Annotated in this window: 12 protein-coding genes, 2 tRNA genes and 2 rRNA genes (1 of these 16 cut by a window edge); 7 read left to right on the forward strand and 9 right to left on the reverse strand. The window is 64.0% G+C overall.

All coding sequences use genetic code 11. From position 1 onward, the window contains the following. The 4 genes from QW868_RS18510 to QW868_RS18525 form a co-directional block, all read right to left on the reverse strand. A 23S ribosomal RNA gene (locus QW868_RS18510) occupies positions 1-545 on the reverse strand (it extends 2,300 nt beyond the left edge of the window). A 424-nt stretch (positions 546-969) separates the two neighbouring features. Beyond that, positions 970-1,045: transfer RNA gene (locus QW868_RS18515), tRNA-Ala, on the reverse strand. Positions 1,046-1,151: 106 nt separating this feature from the next. Further along, a tRNA-Ile gene (locus QW868_RS18520) sits at positions 1,152-1,228 on the reverse strand. Positions 1,229-1,467: 239 nt separating this feature from the next. Beyond that, positions 1,468-2,956, reverse strand: a 16S ribosomal RNA gene (locus tag QW868_RS18525). Together the 16S and 23S rRNA genes with 2 tRNA genes alongside form the textbook arrangement of a ribosomal RNA operon. A gap of 807 nt (positions 2,957-3,763) precedes the next feature. Between QW868_RS18525 and QW868_RS18530 the strand changes: the two genes are divergently transcribed. Further along, on the forward strand, positions 3,764-5,827 hold the full coding sequence (locus tag QW868_RS18530; protein WP_316231155.1) for a M23 family metallopeptidase: 2,064 nt from the start codon (positions 3,764-3,766) through the stop codon (positions 5,825-5,827). A gap of 118 nt (positions 5,828-5,945) precedes the next feature. Here the strand turns inward: QW868_RS18530 and clpB are convergent, their stop codons facing one another. Further along, entirely contained in the window at positions 5,946-8,585 is a 2,640-nt protein-coding gene (gene clpB / locus QW868_RS18535; RefSeq protein ID WP_316231156.1) for an ATP-dependent chaperone ClpB, read from the reverse strand. Positions 8,586-8,808: 223 nt separating this feature from the next. Between clpB and QW868_RS18540 the strand changes: the two genes are divergently transcribed. After that, complete coding sequence (locus QW868_RS18540; RefSeq protein ID WP_316231157.1) at positions 8,809-9,594, forward strand: MOSC domain-containing protein; 786 nt, start codon at positions 8,809-8,811, stop codon at positions 9,592-9,594. 206 nt (positions 9,595-9,800) lie between these two features. Here QW868_RS18540 and QW868_RS18545 read toward each other — a convergent pair whose 3' ends face one another. Continuing rightward, entirely contained in the window at positions 9,801-10,445 is a 645-nt protein-coding gene (locus QW868_RS18545) for a TIGR02594 family protein (RefSeq protein WP_410051306.1), read from the reverse strand. A gap of 256 nt (positions 10,446-10,701) precedes the next feature. On the opposite strand from QW868_RS18545, the gene QW868_RS18550 reads away from it, so the two are divergent. Continuing rightward, positions 10,702-11,565: an alpha/beta hydrolase gene (locus QW868_RS18550; protein WP_315812454.1), complete on the forward strand. Its 864-nt coding sequence runs from the start codon at positions 10,702-10,704 to the stop codon at positions 11,563-11,565. Positions 11,566-11,860: 295 nt separating this feature from the next. Here the strand turns inward: QW868_RS18550 and QW868_RS18555 are convergent, their stop codons facing one another. Then, complete coding sequence (locus QW868_RS18555) at positions 11,861-12,280, reverse strand: secondary thiamine-phosphate synthase enzyme YjbQ (protein WP_315795638.1); 420 nt, start codon at positions 12,278-12,280, stop codon at positions 11,861-11,863. A gap of 375 nt (positions 12,281-12,655) precedes the next feature. On the opposite strand from QW868_RS18555, the gene QW868_RS18560 reads away from it, so the two are divergent. From QW868_RS18560 to QW868_RS18575, 4 genes are all read left to right on the forward strand, one after another. Beyond that, complete coding sequence (locus tag QW868_RS18560) at positions 12,656-13,387, forward strand: BTAD domain-containing putative transcriptional regulator (RefSeq protein ID WP_315736246.1); 732 nt, start codon at positions 12,656-12,658, stop codon at positions 13,385-13,387. A gap of 191 nt (positions 13,388-13,578) precedes the next feature. Beyond that, a complete protein-coding gene (locus QW868_RS18565) occupies positions 13,579-14,850 on the forward strand; it encodes a hypothetical protein (protein ID WP_316231159.1) in 1,272 nt (423 codons plus the stop codon). A gap of 113 nt (positions 14,851-14,963) precedes the next feature. Then, entirely contained in the window at positions 14,964-15,194 is a 231-nt protein-coding gene (locus QW868_RS18570; protein ID WP_315736244.1) for a hypothetical protein, read from the forward strand. A 52-nt stretch (positions 15,195-15,246) separates the two neighbouring features. After that, on the forward strand, positions 15,247-17,289 hold the full coding sequence (locus QW868_RS18575; RefSeq protein ID WP_316231160.1) for a S8 family serine peptidase: 2,043 nt from the start codon (positions 15,247-15,249) through the stop codon (positions 17,287-17,289). Positions 17,290-17,958: 669 nt separating this feature from the next. Here the strand turns inward: QW868_RS18575 and QW868_RS18580 are convergent. Continuing rightward, positions 17,959-18,294 (reverse strand): GIY-YIG nuclease family protein, encoded by a 336-nt coding sequence (locus tag QW868_RS18580; protein ID WP_316163756.1) that lies wholly within the window; start codon positions 18,292-18,294, stop codon positions 17,959-17,961. A 65-nt stretch (positions 18,295-18,359) separates the two neighbouring features. After that, the gene (metW, locus tag QW868_RS18585) at positions 18,360-19,025 is read right to left on the reverse strand and encodes a methionine biosynthesis protein MetW (protein WP_315736241.1); all 666 of its coding nucleotides are present in this window, start codon (positions 19,023-19,025) and stop codon (positions 18,360-18,362) included. Positions 19,026-19,027: the final 2 nt, after the last annotated feature.

Raw genomic sequence — 19,027 nt, forward strand, 5'->3', positions numbered from 1 at the left:
ACGGTACTGGTTCACTATCGGTCGCTGAGGAGTACTTAGGCTTGGAGGGTGGTCCCCCCATGTTCAGACAGGATTTCACGTGTCCCGCCTTACTCGAGCATGAATGCTTGCATTACCCATACGGGGCTATCACCCTCTGAGGCCCTGCTTTCCTGACAGGTTCTGGTTGGCTTGCATTCATGACTGGCCTGGTCCGCGTTCGCTCGCCACTACTAGCGGAGTCTCGGTTGATGTCCTTTCCTCCAGGTACTTAGATGTTTCAGTTCCCTGGGTTCGCTTGAAACCTCCTATGGATTCAGAAGTCTCATACCTTCTCTTGATAACCGGAAATCCAAAACCTCACGGCTCGGGATCGTCACAGTCTCCTGATCGAACACCAAAACCCGAAGGTCTTGGAGTTCCGGCTATCGAAGGTGGGTTTCCCCATTCGGAAATCCGCGGATCAAAGCTTCTTCGCAGCTCCCCACGGCTTATCGCAGCGTAGCACGTCCTTCATCGCCTCTCAGCGCCAAGGCATCCACCGAACACCCTTAAGGCACTTGATTGCTCTCATTATCAATGTCCACACACTCGGCAGAATGTTCACCGCCCTCACCCGTCCCGAGGGACAAGGCGTAGAGCAGCGCGGACAATGATTAGAAAGACCAGCTTGCTTCTTAAGATCGAACCGATAGCCGTGCGGTCAAGCGCAGCTAACAGAGTCATTTACAACAAGTGACAAGCTTCACAGCTCGATACTTGCGCCGAAATGACCCGGAGATAGTGAAGGCGTCGGTGCAAAGTCGAAACGCGGACCGCTTGCGCGGTGGCATTTCATTGCACGACCCTACTCGGATCGATCTCCTCTTCACGATGTCAGATAACACGCAGTCTTCTGTAGTCCCGGTGAGGACCAGAAGATGCGAAGTGTTGTCTCGCGGACGATGTTGAACCAACGCTGTCAAGCGATCGCTCGGCAATCAAACCATCTGGTGGAGCCAGACGGGATCGAACCGACGACCTCATGCTTGCAAAGCACGCGCTCTCCCAGCTGAGCTATGGCCCCGTAACCAGAAGACGAAGCATAGCGCCCGTCTTCGCCAAGTGGCTACGCCGGACACGCTTCGCTCATTGGAGAGCGCGGCGTGCCACGCGAAGCCGCAGGCGAAGCGTGGTGGGCCTGGGAAGACTTGAACTTCCGACCTCACGCTTATCAAGCGCGCGCTCTAACCAACTGAGCTACAAGCCCTAACGCTCGAAGCTCGTCACCACCCGGCCCGCGAAGGCCAAAGCCTACGAAGCAAAAGCAGCGACCGCGCAGCCCCAGGCAGCGTGTTCGTCCGCGAAGAAAGAGAAACGAAGACGGCGAAATCCCGCCAATGGAGCTCACGCAAGACCTGGCGGTCTCGGTGGCCCCTGATGTTTCTAAAACAGCTCGATAGAAGCGACAGACCCGAAGATCTGACCTTGCTGAAGAGCCATCCTTAGAAAGGAGGTGATCCAGCCGCAGGTTCCCCTACGGCTACCTTGTTACGACTTCACCCCAGTCGCTGACCCTACCGTGGTCGGCTGCCTCCATTGCTGGTTAGCGCACCGCCTTCAGGTAAAGCCAACTCCCATGGTGTGACGGGCGGTGTGTACAAGGCCCGGGAACGTATTCACCGTGGCGTGCTGATCCACGATTACTAGCGATTCCAACTTCATGGGCTCGAGTTGCAGAGCCCAATCCGAACTGAGACGGCTTTTTGAGATTTGCGAAGGGTTGCCCCTTAGCTTCCCACTGTCACCGCCATTGTAGCACGTGTGTAGCCCAGCCCGTAAGGGCCATGAGGACTTGACGTCATCCCCACCTTCCTCGCGGCTTATCACCGGCAGTCTCCTTAGAGTGCTCAACTAAATGGTAGCAACTAAGGACGGGGGTTGCGCTCGTTGCGGGACTTAACCCAACATCTCACGACACGAGCTGACGACAGCCATGCAGCACCTGTGTTTCGGGCTCCGAAGAGAAGGTCACATCTCTGCGACCGGTCCCAAACATGTCAAGGGCTGGTAAGGTTCTGCGCGTTGCGTCGAATTAAACCACATGCTCCACCGCTTGTGCGGGCCCCCGTCAATTCCTTTGAGTTTTAATCTTGCGACCGTACTCCCCAGGCGGAATGCTTAAAGCGTTAGCTGCGCCACTGGTGAGTAAACCCACCAACGGCTGGCATTCATCGTTTACGGCGTGGACTACCAGGGTATCTAATCCTGTTTGCTCCCCACGCTTTCGTGCCTCAGCGTCAGTATCGGGCCAGTGAGCCGCCTTCGCCACTGGTGTTCTTGCGAATATCTACGAATTTCACCTCTACACTCGCAGTTCCACTCACCTCTCCCGAACTCAAGATCTTCAGTATCAAAGGCAGTTCTGGAGTTGAGCTCCAGGATTTCACCCCTGACTTAAAGACCCGCCTACGCACCCTTTACGCCCAGTGATTCCGAGCAACGCTAGCCCCCTTCGTATTACCGCGGCTGCTGGCACGAAGTTAGCCGGGGCTTATTCTTGCGGTACCGTCATTATCTTCCCGCACAAAAGAGCTTTACAACCCTAGGGCCTTCATCACTCACGCGGCATGGCTGGATCAGGGTTGCCCCCATTGTCCAATATTCCCCACTGCTGCCTCCCGTAGGAGTTTGGGCCGTGTCTCAGTCCCAATGTGGCTGATCATCCTCTCAGACCAGCTACTGATCGTCGCCTTGGTGGGCCATTACCCCACCAACTAGCTAATCAGACGCGGGCCGATCTTTCGGCGATAAATCTTTCCCCGTAAGGGCTTATCCGGTATTAGCACAAGTTTCCCTGTGTTGTTCCGAACCAAAAGGTACGTTCCCACGCGTTACTCACCCGTCTGCCGCTGACGTATTGCTACGCCCGCTCGACTTGCATGTGTTAAGCCTGCCGCCAGCGTTCGCTCTGAGCCAGGATCAAACTCTCAAGTTGAACTTGAAGCTTTGAACCGGCTGATCACAACGTTTGACGAGGTCCCACCAATCGATCTCCACGCTTCACAGCGCGAAAACCATGGTGTTACCTTTGAAACATTGTCCGCCGAAGTCTTCTCGTCCGATCCCAGAACCAAAAGCCGAAGCTCTCAATCCCGAGACCCGCAAGGACTCCGCCGTCCACGTTTCTCTTTCTTCATCTTCACTTGTCAAACAGCCCGGGACCTCAGTCCCACCCTCGGATGGAGGGGTCGCCCAACCTTTTCCGACGTCGATGAGCAACCGGGTTCTACCGGTTGTGCATCGCTCAGCAGAAGTGAGGAGCAATATTGGCGCGAATGCTCGCCTCGGTGTGTCCCGAAGCGGCGCCGCGCTCAGTGACCGTGCTTATAGGGGGGTCCGATCGGGGTGTCAACGCCCAATGTCAACAAATCGTCGCATCGAATCATTTTTTCCGGGACGGCCAGAGAACCCAGACTTCTTGCGGACTTCGTGCCCCACTTGGGCCACAATCCTGCGACGATTTGTTAAGCATCGACCTGGGTTGATTTGGGTCCAGCGGGGACCGCCATCGATTCAAGGATGATCCAGATCAAGGAAGTGGCGAGCCCTTCGCCTGACTCATACGGCCGAGACGACATCGAGAGATCCTGAAGAACAATAGCGGTTCGCGGATTCCGGCTTTCGGGCCAGAGAGTCTCGAACCGTCAGAAGCGCGCCATCATTCCGAGCCGTTTGTCTTGGACGTTAAGCCGACCGGCAGCTGAGTGATTTCGGCGCTGACTTTGAACTTGGGGGACGAAGGTTGAACCATCGGACGTCACGCGGGGGGTATGGACGCGAGGTCGGCATGATCGATCTCGGTCATGAGCCGCCGCTATCGGTCGATGGCTCCGAGGCCGCGGTGATCGATCGCCGCCGCGTCTCCGTGCAATGGTTCTCCGGTACGATTCTGACTGGTCTATGCGGCGCAGCCCTGATCGGCGGCGCCGTTTTTGCGTCGCTCGACGGCGAAATGACCTTCGCTCGCATGCCGGAGCGGATGGAGAGCGCGCTGCGCGGCGCCTTCGGCGCCAATGACCGCGTTGCCACCCTGCGCAAGAGCGATCGCCTGCCGCCGCCGAGCGAAGCGGCGGCCGCGCGCAATGTGGTGCGCATCTCGACCGTGACCCGCGCCGGATCGCGCGAGCTGATCCGGGTCCGTCCCTATGTCCGGATCTCGGGCAACCTGTCGATGACGACGAGCGATCTTTCCGCCAAGATCCCGCCGTTCAACGCCCAGCGCCTGCTGAGCGACACCGACAACGACAAGACCGGGTCCGGCGAGGATCCGAACAATCCGGAGGCCGTCGAGCCCGACGCCGAAGTCTCGTTCGTGACCAAGGATCTCGCCGCGGTGCTCCCCAAGGCGAAGATCGCGACCTCGGTGGCGCTCGACGAAATCGTCATGCGGGTTCGCGATGCGGCGAACTGGCGCGGCAACAATGGCGGCGTCCGCTACGCTTCGCTCGCCAATGCCGCCGCTGACGCGGCCAGTGCACAGGCCGTCCAAGGCGGCGACCTGAAACTGTCCTACGCCAATGACGGCACCTCGCCAGATCCTTACGCCGGCTTCGAGACCCGGGTGGTGCCGGAAAATGTCACCTTGCTCCCCAAGACCAAGGACCAGATCACCGGCGGCAATCCGCTCGGCGAGCGTGTCCACTTGGTCAAGAAGGGCGATACCGTCACCTCGATCCTGCGCGACCAGGGCGCGACGCCCGACGAGGCCAGGGCGATTGCCGCCCAGCTCGGCCCACGCGGCCGTGACGGCGGGCTGAAAGAAGGCGAGAAGCTCCGTATCCTGATGGCGCCGTCCGGCCCTGCCCCCGGCGCCCGGCTGCAGCCGTTCCGGGTCATCATCGCCAACGACACCATGATCGAGGCGGTGGCCGCGCTGTCGGACCTCGGACGATACGTCGCCGTGGACGCGCAGAGCATGAACACGGTCACCGAGACCGCCGACAACACCAATGACGAGGAGGATGACGGCACCGGTGTCCGCCTCTATCAGAGCATCTACGAGACGGCGATGCGCAACAAGGTGCCCACGCCGGTCATCGAGGACATGGTCCGGATCTATTCCTACGACGTCGACTTCCAGCGCAAGGTGCAGCCGGGCGATTCGTTCGACGTGTTCTATGCCGGCGACGATGACGACAAGCCCGGCAACAACGACAAGACCGAGGTGCTGTTCGCTGCGCTGACGGTCGGCGGCGAGACCAAGAAATACTACCGGTTCCAGACCCCCGACGACAGCGTCGTCGACTATTACGACGAGACCGGGAAGAGCGCGAAGAAGTTCCTGGTGCGCAAGCCGGTCAACAACGCGATCATGCGCTCCGGCTTCGGCGGCCGCCGCCATCCGATCCTCGGCTATGTGAAGATGCACACCGGCGTCGACTGGGCCACCGCCTACGGCACCCCGATCTTCGCCTCCGGCAACGGCGTTCTCGAGAAGGTCGGCACCGAAGGCGGTTACGGCAAGTACATCCGCATCAAGCACAACAACGGCTACGAGACGGCCTATGGCCACTTGTCGGCGTTTGCCAAGGGCATGGAGCCCGGCAAGCGCGTGCGCCAGGGCCAGGTCGTCGGTTTCGTCGGCTCGACCGGCATGTCGACCGGCCCGCACGTCCACTATGAGATCCTGGTCAACGGCCGCTTCGTCGACCCGATGCGCGTGAAGCTGCCGCGCGGCCGGTCGCTCGAAGGCCAGATCATGGCCAGCTTCGAGAAGGAGCGCGATCGCGTCGACCAGATGATGACCAGCCGCGGCGCCGGTGCCTCGCGCATCTCCGACGCCGGCCCGATCCAGGTCAGCCGCTAAAAGCCCGGCCTCGCCGGGCTGGCCCGTTCAACCCAAGGAAGTCTTTTTGCCGACGCAAGCGGCCCGCGCTGATCGCTCAGCGCGGGCCGCCTTTGCTTGCATTCGGCGCAGCGCCGCTTCAGTTCAGCTTGCGCTTCGGGATCGGCGCCTCGAACGTCGCGATCTCGGCGGTGCGATGCGCCTTGCCGTTGAAGGTCAGCACATTGCCTTCCGAGGAGATGGCGACCTTGTCGCCGTCCTTGACATCGCCGGCGAGGATCATCTCGGCGAGCGGATCCTGCACGCTGCGCTGGATCACCCGCTTCAACGGCCGTGCGCCGTAGGCCGGATCCCAGCCCTTGGCGGCGAGCCAGTCGCGCGCGTCGCCATCCAGCGACAAGATGATCTTGCGCTCCCCCAGCAGCTTCTGGAGCCGTGTGAACTGGATCTCGACGATCCGCCCCATCTCGCTCTTCTGCAGGCGGTGGAACAGGATGATCTCGTCGACGCGGTTGAGGAACTCGGGCCGGAAATGCCCGCGCACCGTGCCCATCACCAGCTCGCGCACCTCCGACGTATCCTCGCCCTCCGGCTGATTGACCAGGAACTCGGAGCCGAGATTGCTGGTCATGATGATCAGCGTGTTGCGGAAGTCGACGGTGCGGCCCTGACCGTCGGTCAGGCGGCCGTCGTCGAGCACCTGCAGCAGCACGTTGAAGACATCCGGATGCGCCTTCTCGATCTCGTCGAACAAGACGACCTGGTACGGCCGGCGCCGGACGGCCTCTGTCAGCGCTCCGCCCTCGTCATAGCCGACATAGCCGGGAGGCGCGCCGATCAGCCGCGACACCGAGTGCTTCTCCATGTACTCGGACATGTCGAGCCGGACCATCGCGGTCTCGTCGTTGAACAGATACTCGGCGAGCGCCTTGGTCAGCTCGGTCTTGCCGACACCGGTGGGGCCCAAGAACATGAACGAGCCCATCGGTCGGTTCGGGTCCTGCAGGCCGGCGCGCGAGCGCCGCACGGCGGTCGCGACCGCATGCACGGCCTCGAACTGGCCGACGACGCGCTTGCCGAGAGAATCCTCCATGCGCAGGAGCTTGTCCTTCTCGCCCTCGAGCATCTTGTCCACCGGCACGCCGGTCCAGCGCGAGACCACCTGCGCGATGTGGTTGGCGGTGACCGCCTCCTCCATCATCTCGCCGGCATTCTCCTTGGCCTCGATGTCGGCCAACTGCTTCTCCAGCTCCGGGATGCGGCCATAGGCGAGCTCGCCCGCCTTCTGATACTCGCCGCGGCGCTGCGCGTTGGCGAGCTCGATGCGCAGGCCGTCGAGCTCGCTCTTGAGCTTCTGCGCATTCGACAGCTTGTCCTTCTCCGCGCTCCAGCGCGCAGTCAGGCCAGCCGACTTCTCCGAGAGATCGGCGAGCTCCTTTTCCAAGGTCAGCAGCCGGCTCTTGGACCCCGGATCGGTCTCCTTCTTCAACGCTTCCTGCTCGATCTTGAGCCGGATGATCTCGCGATCCATCGAATCCAGCTCTTCCGGCTTGGAATCGACCTGCATCTTCAGCCGCGCGCCCGCTTCGTCCATCAAATCGATGGCCTTGTCGGGCAGGAAGCGATCGGTGATGTAGCGGTTCGACAGCGTCGCCGACGCCACCAGCGCAGAATCGGTGATGCGCACGCCGTGATGCTGCTCGTATTTGTCCTTCAATCCGCGCAGGATCGAAATGGTGTCCTCGACCGTCGGCTCGGTGACGTAGACCGGCTGGAACCGACGGGCCAATGCCGCGTCCTTCTCGACATGCTTCTGATACTCGTCGAGCGTGGTCGCGCCGATGCAGTGCAGCTCGCCGCGCGCCAGCGCGGGCTTCAACAGGTTCGACGCATCCATCGCGCCGTCGGCCTTGCCGGCGCCGATCAGGGTATGCATCTCGTCGATGAACAGCACGAACGTGCCTTCGGCTGACGTGACCTCCTGCAGCACGGCCTTCAGCCGCTCCTCGAACTCGCCGCGATATTTCGCGCCCGCGATCAGGGAGCCGAGATCGAGCGACAACAGCCGCTTGTCCTTCAGGCTCTCCGGCACGTCGCCATTGACGATGCGCAGCGCGAGGCCCTCGACGATCGCGGTCTTGCCGACGCCGGGCTCGCCGATCAGTACGGGATTGTTCTTGGTGCGCCGGGACAGAACTTGAATCGTACGGCGGATCTCCTCGTCGCGGCCGATCACCGGATCGAGCTTGCCGTCGCGCGCCGCCTGGGTCAGGTCGCGGGCATATTTCTTCAGCGCATCATACGCATTCTCGGCGGTCGCCGAGTCGGCGGTGCGGCCCTTGCGCAGGGATTCGATCGCCGCGTTGAGGTTCTGCGCGGTGACGCCGCCCTTGGCGAGGATGCCGCCTGCTTCGCTGTTCTTCTCCAGCGTCAGCCCGAGCAGCAGCCGCTCGACCGTGACAAAACTATCGCCGGCCTTCTCGGCCGCCTTCTCCGCCGCGTCGAAGGCGCGCGCCAGCTCGGGCGACAGATAGACCTGTCCGGCGCCGCTGCCCGACACCTTCGGCAGCTTGCCCAGCGCATCCTCGGTCGCTTTCAGGATCGCGCGCGAATTGCCGCCGGCGCGGTCGATGAGACCGCCCGCGAGTCCCTCGCCGTCGTCGAGCAGGACTTTCAGCAGATGCAGCGGCGAGAACTGCTGATGGCCGTCGCGCACGGCCAGCGATTGCGCCGATTGGATGAAGCCCCGGGCGCGCTCGGTATATTTTTCGATATTCATGATATTTCCCTCAGCCTGCTGTGACGCCCCGAAGGCACGGTTTCAGCATCTTCATTGGGTTTCGGACCGCGCACGTTGACGTCCATCAACGCCGCAGCCAGAGACGTCGCCGGCTTGCGCCCGGCTTGAGCTGAAATGTGGGAAGGCGGGCCAAAAACGGAAGAGGCCGTTTCACAAATTCGTGTGCCCTGGCCGCGGCCATGGGAATCTCCTATGAGGCGGCATGAGCCAGACCCGTCCCGCGCGCATCGCCGGCCTGTACCGCTATCCGGTCAAGGGCCTTACCCCGGAACCATTGCAGACGGCACCTCTGCGGGTCGGCCAGACCTTACCGGCCGACCGCCGCTACGCATTGGAGAACGGCCCCAGCGGGTTCGATCCGGACGCTCCGGTCTGGCGGCCGAAGACGGCGTATCTCATGCTGATGCGCAACGAGCGTCTCGCCGGCTTCAAGACCGTGTTCGACGACGCGACGAATATCCTCACCATCCGCAGGGACGACGCCGTCGTCGTGCAAGGCGATCTCGAGAGCCCCGAAGGCCGCGCGGCGATCGAGCGCTTCTTCGCAGGCGAGTTCGCCGACGAGCTGCGCGGGCCACCAAAGCTGCTGTCGGGCGGCGGCTACAGTTTCACGGACCTGGCGCGCAAGGTGGTCTCGATCATCAACCTCGCCTCCATCGCGGAGATCGAGACTTTGGTCGGCGCTCCCGTGCACCCGCTGCGCTTCCGCGCCAACGTCTACGTCACCGGCTGGCAGGCCTGGCACGAGACCTCGCTCATGGGCGAGACGCTGCGCATCGGCTCGGCGCGGCTCAAGGTCGTGAAGACCACCACCCGCTGCGCCGCCGTCAACGTCGACCCGGACACCGCCGCCCGAAACCTCGACATCCTGCCCGCGCTGATGACCCGGCGCGGCAACAATGAATGCGGCATCTATGCCGAGGTGATCGAAGCCGGTGATATCGCCGTTGGCGACGAACTCGCCGTGGAGCAGCCGCGGCTGGTGTAGTTCGAGCGCTGGCCGCATCGGCGGCGCGCCCCCTCTCCCGCGTGCGGGGGAGGGCCGGGGGTGGGGGCCGCCCCACCCGAAAATCTTCGTGTGGAGAGACTTCCCCCACCCGCATCGCATCTTCGATGCGATGCGACCTCCCCCGCAAGCGGGGGAGGCGCACACCGAGCGAGCCTCGACGGCTCGATTCATCAGTTCGAGATTGGTCAGTTCGGCATCACATACGCATACACCCGGCCGCGCGACACCGCGGTCTCGCGCACGCGGTTGCCGTTGTTGCCGGAGATGACGATCGGGTTGCCCTGGGCATCGACGCCCGAGACCACGCCGACATGTCCGCCGCCACGGCGGCTCATGACCGCGATCGCGCCGACCTGCGGGCCGGAGACGCGCTGGCCATAGCTCGCGAACGAGCGCGCCATGTCGGAGCCGGTGCCGCGATGGCCGGTCCGCTCCAGCACCATGTTCATGAAACGGGCGCACCACAGGCTGCGCCGGCCGGTCGGATTGCCGCTGCCGATGAAGCTGCGCGCCGCGGAGACGACGCTGCTGCCGCCGGACGACGCCATGCCGTCGGACGCCGTGCCCGGCATCATGACGCTGGCCTGCGCGTCGGCAACGCCGCTCACCTGCACCCGCGCCACGCCGCGCTCCCAGCGCGACAACCGGGCGACGGACCGGCCGTGGTGATGATATCTTGCGTAGTGATGGCCGCCGTGGCTGCGGTGGGCATGATGCCCGGAGCCGTGATGCGGACGGGCCGAAGCCGGTGTTGCGGTGACGGCGACGACTGCCGAGCACATGGTTAACGCAACGATGTGAAGCGACCGGCGAAGGGTAGACACAACCATACTCAATCCTTCTGTTACTTCCCCCAGTACCTGACTTGGCACCCCCTGGTCCCTCAGCGCGGCCCCTCTGCAAGCCGCCAGCGGCGGTCCGTAAAATGTTGCGGTGTGACGAAACCATGACCATCGACGGCGAAAGGCTGGCGACGAGAGGGTGATTCCGAGTCTATGTCGCGGCGAAAACAAGGCGCTGGCCCGACCATTGTCGCGTGTCGCGCGACTCGTCATCATGCAACACGTGACACGGGAGGAGCTGACGATGCCCCACGCAACGGCGAAAGACGGCGTTCGCCTCTATTTCGAAGAGGTCGGCGCGGGCACGCCGCTCATCTTCCTGCACGAGTTCGCCGCCGACCACACCAATTGGGAGCCGCAGCTGCGCTACTTCGCGCGGCGCCACCGCTGCATCGCCTACGCCGCGCGCGGCTACACGCCCTCGGACGTGCCGGCCGCGCCCGACGTCTACAGCTACGTGCACTTCTACACCGACGCGCTGGCGGTGCTGGACCATCTCGGCATCGCCAGCGCCCACTTCGTCGGCCTGTCGATGGGCTCCTATTCCTCGCTGCAGGTGGCGCTGAACGCGCCGGGGCGCATCCGCTCGATGGTGCTGGCCGGGGTCGGCTCAGGCTCCAGCCTTGAGCAACTCGACGCCTTCCGCGCCCAGTGCCGCGCGACCGCCGAGCAGTTCGAGACCCTGGACTCAGCCGAGACCGCCAGGGTGACGCGCGAGGCGCCCGGCCGCATTCCCTTCCTGGTCAAGGACCCGCGCGGCCACGCCGACTTCTACGCCGCCCTCGCCCGCCATGACGCGCGCGGCTCAGCCAACACGATGCGCGGTTTCCAGGGTGGCCGGCCCTCGATCTTTACAATGACCGACGCCATCCGCGGCGTGCCGACGCCGACCCTCATCATCTGCGGCGACGAGGACGACGCCTGCATCGCGCCGAGCCTGTTCCTCAAGCAGCACCTGCCGGCATCGGGGCTGACGTTCTTCCCGAAGTCCGGCCATGTGTTGAATCTGGAGGAGCCGGCGCTGTTCAACGCGTCGGTCGAGCGCTTCATCGCGCTGGTCGAGGCCGGGCGATGGGGGCCGCGGGATCCGCGGTCGATGGCGGGATAGTTGCGCAGCCGAAGCGTTGCCGCTTTGCTCGACACGCAAGGCGCAGCGGACCAGGCTGCTTCGAGCCGGCTTTGCCCATTCCAGCGACGATCACGTCCAACATGCATCGGACTCTGCCAGCCTGCGCCGGCATGACAGCTGAGGCTATTGCTACCTCCTCCGTCATCGCGAGCGCCAGCGAAGCGATCCAGGGCTACGCAGACAAGCTACCGTCGTGGCCCTGGATTGCTTCGTCGCTTGCGCTCGCAATGACGGCCTGTTCGAGCAAGCCCCGCCAAAGTCGCGACGGACTCGCCTACTCGCCGATGATCTTGATCAGCACGCGCTTGCGCCGCCCGCCATCGAACTCGCCGTAGAAGATCTGTTCCCACGGACCGAAATCGAGCTTGCCGCCGGTGATCGCGACCACGACCTCGCGGCCCATGATCTGGCGCTTCATGTGGGCGTCGGCATTGTCCTCGCCGGTCCGGTTGTGGCGATAGCCCGCCACTGGCTCGTGCGGCGCCAGCTTCTCCAGCCATTGCTCGTAGTCGAAATGCAGCCCGCTCTCGTCGTCATTGATGAAGACCGACGCGGTGATGTGCATGGCGTTGACCAGCACGAGTCCCTCGCGCACCCCGCTCTCCTTCAGCGCCGCCTCGACATCATCCGTGATGTTGATGAAAGCGCGACGGCCCGGTGTCTGGAACCAAAGTTCCTTGCGGAACGATCTCATCGGAACAATCCCGTGCTTCATCACCATGACCAGAGGATACCGCAACGCGCGTGTCCGTCCTCGAGTGTGCCGTAGCTCACAGCGTGCGGTTCCGGCTGCGCGCAGACTGGACCCGATGGAGTGCATACTGCAAGCCCAGCCGGCCCGGTGTCGCTTCGTCATACAATCCAAGATTGAACCGAACGTTGCTCGGACAGACTTAACTGCATTGCCGATCTCATTTCGACGATGACAACGACAGCGTGGCGGCTCGCCCTTCGGCGACGACTGTGCAGACCTGATCCGGCTGCAGCCGCTCATTCTCATCGCACGAGAAGCTCGACTTCTGCAGGCTGACGCCGATCGCAGCGAGTCGCCATTCAGAGGAGAGAGACAATGAGTCTGCTGCGTATCAATCTCTTTGGCGGTCTTGAAATCAAACGCGTCTCCGGCGAGCAGGTCGTCATCCCAAGCCGCAAGGCTGCAACACTCCTGGGCTATCTCGCCCTTACCTCTCCGCACGGCATTTCACGCAGCAAGCTTGCCGCACTCCTGTGGGAAGGCCGCTTCGGCGACAACGCGCGCGCAAACCTTCGCCAGGCCCTGTTGACGCTGCGCCGGGTGCTGCCGCAATGCGCCGACATCATTTCGGCGGAACGGGACGACATCCGCATCCATCCGAACGCCGTCAGCACCGACGTGCAGGAGTTCGAGCTGCTGCTGCAGCTCGGCGATCTGGAAACCATGGCGCGCGCCGCCGCGCTGTTCCGAGGCGAGTTGCTCGACGGCATCAGCTCGACGTCCTGCGCGTTCGAGGCATGGCTCTCCGCCGAGCGTCAACGACTGAAGACGCGAGCGATACGGGCCATCGCGGGCCTGCTGGACGTCGGCGGCCCCGAACATGTGGAGATCGCCAAGACATTCTCGTTGCGCGTGCTGGCCGCCGATCCGCTGCAGGAGGACGTCCACCGCACCCTGATGCGCTGCTACGCACAGCAGGGTCGCCGCGCCGACGCCCTGCGTCAATATGACTTCTGCCGCACCGTCCTGCGCAAGCAGGTCGGTGCCACACCGGAGAGCGAAACCGAAACCCTGCAACGCGAAATCAGGCGCATGCTTCGCGTCTGACGATCCGCGCGACCCTTGCTCCATGCGTGCCTCACATGATCGATTTTGACGGCACTTTCACGCCCCGCTTGACACTTGCATCACGGCCACACGCGCAACATCGCCCTCGATCGACGTCGCGCAGCAACTACTCCTGATGAGGTCAAGCGGCGCGTCGCTCAGAGGTCAGATAACGAGCGAGGAGGCTCAACATGAGTGGCATGCAGCAATCGACTGAGGACTTTGGTCAACTGAATCCCGAAGGGATCTTCGGCTCCGTTCTCGGCAGGTTCGCCGGACAAGCGATCGGACGCCTGATCGGCGGCAAGACCGGCCGGGACTTCGGCGGCGCCATCGGCGGAATCGCGGGCGGGTTCGCGCCGTTCTCCGTCGGCCCCGGCACCGAGCAGCCGTCGGAGATGGAGTTGCAGGGCTTCTGGAGCGTGCTCAAGAAGATCGGACAGGGCGTCCAGACCGGCCTCAATGTCGGCCACAACCTCGGCATCTTCAGCACCGATCCGCAGGCCGCCGCCGCGGCGCAGCCGACCGACATGGAGCTGCAGGGCTTCTGGAGCGTGCTCAAGAAGATCGGACAGGGCGCCCAGACCGGCCTCAACGTCGGCCACAACCTCGGCATCTTCAGCGTCGGTCCGCAAGCCGCCACCGCCGCGGCACAGCCGACCGACATGGAGCTGCAGGGCTTCTGGAGCGTGCTCAAGAAGATCGGTCAGGGCGTCCAGACCGGCATCAATGTCGGCCACAACCTCGGCATCTTCAGCACCGGTCCGCAAGCCGCCACCGCCGCGGCGCAGCCGACCGACATGGAACTGCAGGGCTTCTGGAGCGTGCTCAAGAAGATCGGTCAGGGCGTCCAGACCGGCATCAATGTCGGCCACAACCTCGGCATCTTCAGCACCGGTCCGCAAGCCGCCACCGCCGCGGCGCAGCCGACCGACATGGAACTGCAGGGCTTCTGGAGCGTGCTCAAGAAGATCGGTCAGGGCGTCCAGACCGGCATCAATGTCGGCCACAACCTCGGCATCTTCAGCACCGGTCCGCAAGCCGCTGCGGCGGCGCAGCCGACCGACATGGAGCTGCAGAGCTTCTGGAGCGTGCTCAAGAAGATCGGCCAGGGCGTCCAGACCGGCCTCGACGTCGGCCACAATCTCGGCATCTTCAGCGCCGGCCAGCCGGGCCAGCAGGCGGCGGCCGCGCAGCCGACCGACATGGAGCTGCAGAGCTTCTGGAGCGTGCTCAAGAAGATCGGACAGGGCGTCCAGACCGGCCTCGACGTCGGGCACAATCTCGGCATCTTCAGCGCCGGCCAGCCGGGCCAGCAGGCCGCGGCGCAGCCCACCGACATGGAGCTGCAGGGCTTCTGGAGCGTGCTGAAGAAGATCGGACAGGGCGCGCAGACCGGCCTCAACATCGGGCACACGCTCGGCATCTTCAGCACCGGCCAGCCCGCCGGCACGATGCACTAGGACGACCGATTGGAAGCAACGACCCGCGACATCGCAACGCGGGTCCAAGAGAGTGAAGCGGTGGGCGCACGAAAAGTCCGCCCACCGCCGACCTGACATGGAGGGAACGACGCATGGCGGATCCGAACTCAGAACAGGAATTCATCGTGCAAGGCGAGCCGGTCAAGTCCGGCCAGCTCGCTGATCACTTGAGCCGCGAGCCCAGCGTGAAACGCGTCGGTCAGGTCGCACCTGACGTCGTCATCCTGTCGATGACGAAGAGCCAGGCCGATCGCCTCCGATCGACTTTCAGCACGATCGTGGTGGAGCCGAACGCTCCGCTGAAACCCTTTGGCGCCGGCTGACTTCAGCGGCGCCTCCCGACGATGTCACGAGCGAGGATGAAGGAGCCCGCAAATGGCCGCACGAAGCAAGCCTGAAATCTCGGATCAGAAGGATGCGGCCGGCACGGCCGTCAACGGCACCGGAGCACAACCCGGAGCGGCGCAGCCGTCAGCCGAGGCCGCTGCCGCACCGCAGGCCGCAGCACGGGTGACCGCCGCATCAGCCCCAGCCGCACAAGGGACCAGCCGCAGCGACGGCGGCACGGCGGCGCCAGCAACGGGTCAACCCGGCGCAACGATCTCGCAACGGCGGGCGCAGTACATCCTGGCACCGCGCCAGCAGATGGGGCTTGGGACCTTCAGCGCCGACTTCATCGTCCAGCAACTGACAAACAGCCCCGACATCGACGTGGTGAAGACAATTCAGCCGCCGCGCCTGCTCGGATTTCAGAGCGCCGACCCAGGACAAGCACCGCTCGGCCCGATGGTGCTGGCCCGCATGGCGCCCGACAAGGCCGAATTGCTGAAAGCCCAGGCCGGAGCACGGCTCGCGGTCGAGCGCGATGCGCCGCTCACCTACATGCTCGATCCGACCGTCCCCCAGGTGCCGGCGCCGCATCAGCTTCCCAATCCCGGCGTTCTCATTCCCTTGGCCGACGGGTTCTCGACGACGATCGAAGTGGTCGGCGAGAGCGGCCCGCTGCAGGAGGTGGAAGTGTACGTGTTCGGCAGCGTGTGGCCGGTTCAGGGCGTCACCGACGCCAGCGGCCGCGTCACGCTCAAGATTCAGGGCGAGACGCCCGACACCATCCGCTCGATCCTGATCAAGCCGCGGGTCGATTACTGGACCTTCTGGCTCGATCGTCCGCAACTGACCCCCGACAGCGTGAACCGCATCGCCGCGAAGACGCTCGGCGCCTATCTGCGCGGATTTCCCGGCCAGCAATTGCTGGGTTGGGGCCAGCGCGCGATGGGCCTCGATCGCCTGCCCCTCGCCTATAACGGCGCGGGAGTGAAGATTGCGGTGATCGATTCCGGCGCCGCGCCGACGCATCGCAATCTGCACGGCGTCACGATCGGCAAGAGCATCGTCGGCAATGATCCCGCGAGTTGGACCGTCGATACCATCGGTCACGGCTCGCATTGCGCCGGGATCATCGCCGGCGGACCGATCGGCTCCGGCGGCGGCATTCGCGGCTTCGCTCCGGCGGCCGAAATCCATGTCTGCCGGATCTTCCCGGGCGGCCGGTTCAGCGATCTCGTCTCGGCGCTCGACTACTGCATGGAGAATGGCATCGACGTCGCCAACATGAGTCTGGGCGGCGGCGAGCCGTCGCAGATCATCGAGGAGCGGATCTTGCGGGCCAAGCAGATGGGCCTCGCCTGTATCGTCGCCGCGGGAAACTCGTCGGGGCCGGTCCAGTTTCCGGGCTCGACGCCGCATTGCCTGGCGGTCGCCGCGATGGGCAAATGGGGCGAGTTTCCCGAGGACAGCTTCCACGCCCAGCAGGGGTTGGACGGCTTCCGGAGCGCCGACGGATATTTTCCGGCGAAGTTCAGTTGCTTCGGGCCGGAGATCGACGTCTGCGCGCCGGGCGTCGGCATCGTGTCCTCGCTGCCGACGGATGGCTTCGGGGCCTGGGACGGCACCTCGATGGCCACGCCGCACGTCACCGGCCTCGCCGCGCTCGTGCTGGCGCATCATCCCGACTTCAAGGGCCAGTTCGCGACACGCGACGCGCGGCGTGTGGAGCGGCTGTTCCAGATCCTGAAGGAGACATCGACGCCGCTGCAGTTCGGCGATCCCAACCGTTCGGGTGCCGGACTGCCGAACGCGATGCGCGCACTCGGCCTGGAAGCGGGCGTGGCCTCCGCGCCCACGGCCGATCCCTCGCTCGACGTTCTCCGTCGCCTGCTCGGACTGGCGCGCGGCGAGGCGCAGAGCGGCGCGACGTCTCCGACGCTGGTGCCGCAGGCGCCCAATGGCAAGCTCGACGGAGCCGGTTCGGTTGCCAGGGGCCCGGCAACGACGACCAGCGAGTGGTCCAGCCCGGCGGTCGGTGATCCCAGTCCGGCGCAGATCCGCGACATCATGCACAAGGTCGGCTTGCTGTAGATCACGGGGCAAGCCGTAGGAACGGCATCAGACGTTGCACGACGGGCAGTTTGCGCATGAGCCTCATGCACGGACTGCCCGTCGTGTTAGTTTGTCGCACGATCGCGGCTTGCGTCGTCGGCCAAATCAAGCGCAGATTTCCGCCCGTCCCGCCTCACTGCAAGAGGGGCGTATCGCGGTCGTCACGAACGCTGAGGTGGGATGCGGTGGGCGTGTCGGATTGCGCGTGGGGCTTCCTCGCGCGGACGAGCAATTCCGGCACGCACGGTCAAGTCGCGCGGTCCTGATACCCCGATGCTGGTATCCAGCGCGATGCGCGCAAGCGCATTGCGCGACACGGTGGCCAAAAAGCCCGGCGCACCGAGGAGAATGCGAAGCAGCCGTTCAACCATCGCGCAGGGAAGGCCGGGTGTTCCGGCTCGTACCTGTGGTTCCTGCCGCCTGCATTTTTTCCGCAGGCGGGCCATGGGTGCGGCCAGCATCCGGCCTTCCCTGCGCCTCTTCGCTATCGGAGGCGATGCATGACGCATAGCTCGGGCGCAGATGCGCCGCGGGGATGCGCAGCCTTGTCTCAACCGCCATCGGCTCTTTGAAAAGTGAAATCCCGCCACCCCAAGCTCGTCATGGCCGGGCTTGTCCCGGCCATCCACGTCCGTCCTCGTGCGCGCCTCAAGCTGTGATCCTATCGTAGAGATCATCCCAGCTGGGATTGCTCGCAAGGATCAGTCCAACCTTCCAGGCGCGCGACCAATGCTTGATGTTGTGCTCCCGTTGGATCGCGCTCTGAATGTCGTCGAAGACTTCAAAGTACACCAATCGCTTCAAGCCATACCGCCTGGTGAAGCCATCAACCAAGCCGGATCGATGCTGAAAGACACGGCGCATGAGATCGCTGGTCACGCCGACATAGAGCGCACCGTTGGGACGATTAGTCATGAAGTACACGTAGCCGCCCGCCATCTCGCCATACTGCAAGACGTGGATGGCCGGGACAAGCCCGGCCATGACGGCCGAGAGAGCGGGCCACAAACTTCAACAAGGCCCCGGGGCTGCGGTCGCCCCCCGTCTCCCTACCGCCCCTTCTCCGCCCTGCTCAGAAGAAACACCCCCTGCTCGCCGAACATGTTCCAGAACCACCAGGGCATGGCGACGCGCAAGGGACGGCCGTAACTATCAAGTGCGACGGCGCGCTCCATCTTGACGCCGATCTCGTCGCAGAGCTGCACGAAGTCCTTGATGGTGCAGAAATGGATGTTCGGCGTGTCGTACCAGGTGAAAGGCAGATTGTCGGTGCGCGGCATGTGGCCGCCGACCAGCAGCTGCAGCCGCAGCCGCCAGAAGCCGAAATTCGGGAAGGTGACGATGGCACGGCGGCCGATGCGCAGGAGATTTTCCAGCACCGTCTTGGGCCGCCGCGTCGCCTGCAGGGTCTGCGACAGGACCACGTAGTCGAACGCATCGTCGGGATAATCGACGAGATCGGTGTCGGCATCGCCCTGCACCACCGCGAGGCCCTTGGCGACACAATGGTTGACGCCCTCGCGCGACAGCTCGATGCCGCGGCCGTCGATGCCGCGGCTCTCGAGCAGCTGCAGCAGGTCACCGTCGCCGCAGCCGATGTCGAGCACCTTGGAGCCGCTCTCGACCATGCCGGCGATCAGGAGATGATCGGGCCGATAGGCCAGCACCTCGCCGCCGGAGAATCCGTTCAGCGGCAGCACACCCTGCATGCTCATGT

Source organism: Bradyrhizobium sp. SZCCHNR1051 (genome assembly GCF_032489615.1).
In the GTDB taxonomy this organism is placed as follows: Bacteria; Pseudomonadota; Alphaproteobacteria; order Rhizobiales; family Xanthobacteraceae; genus Bradyrhizobium.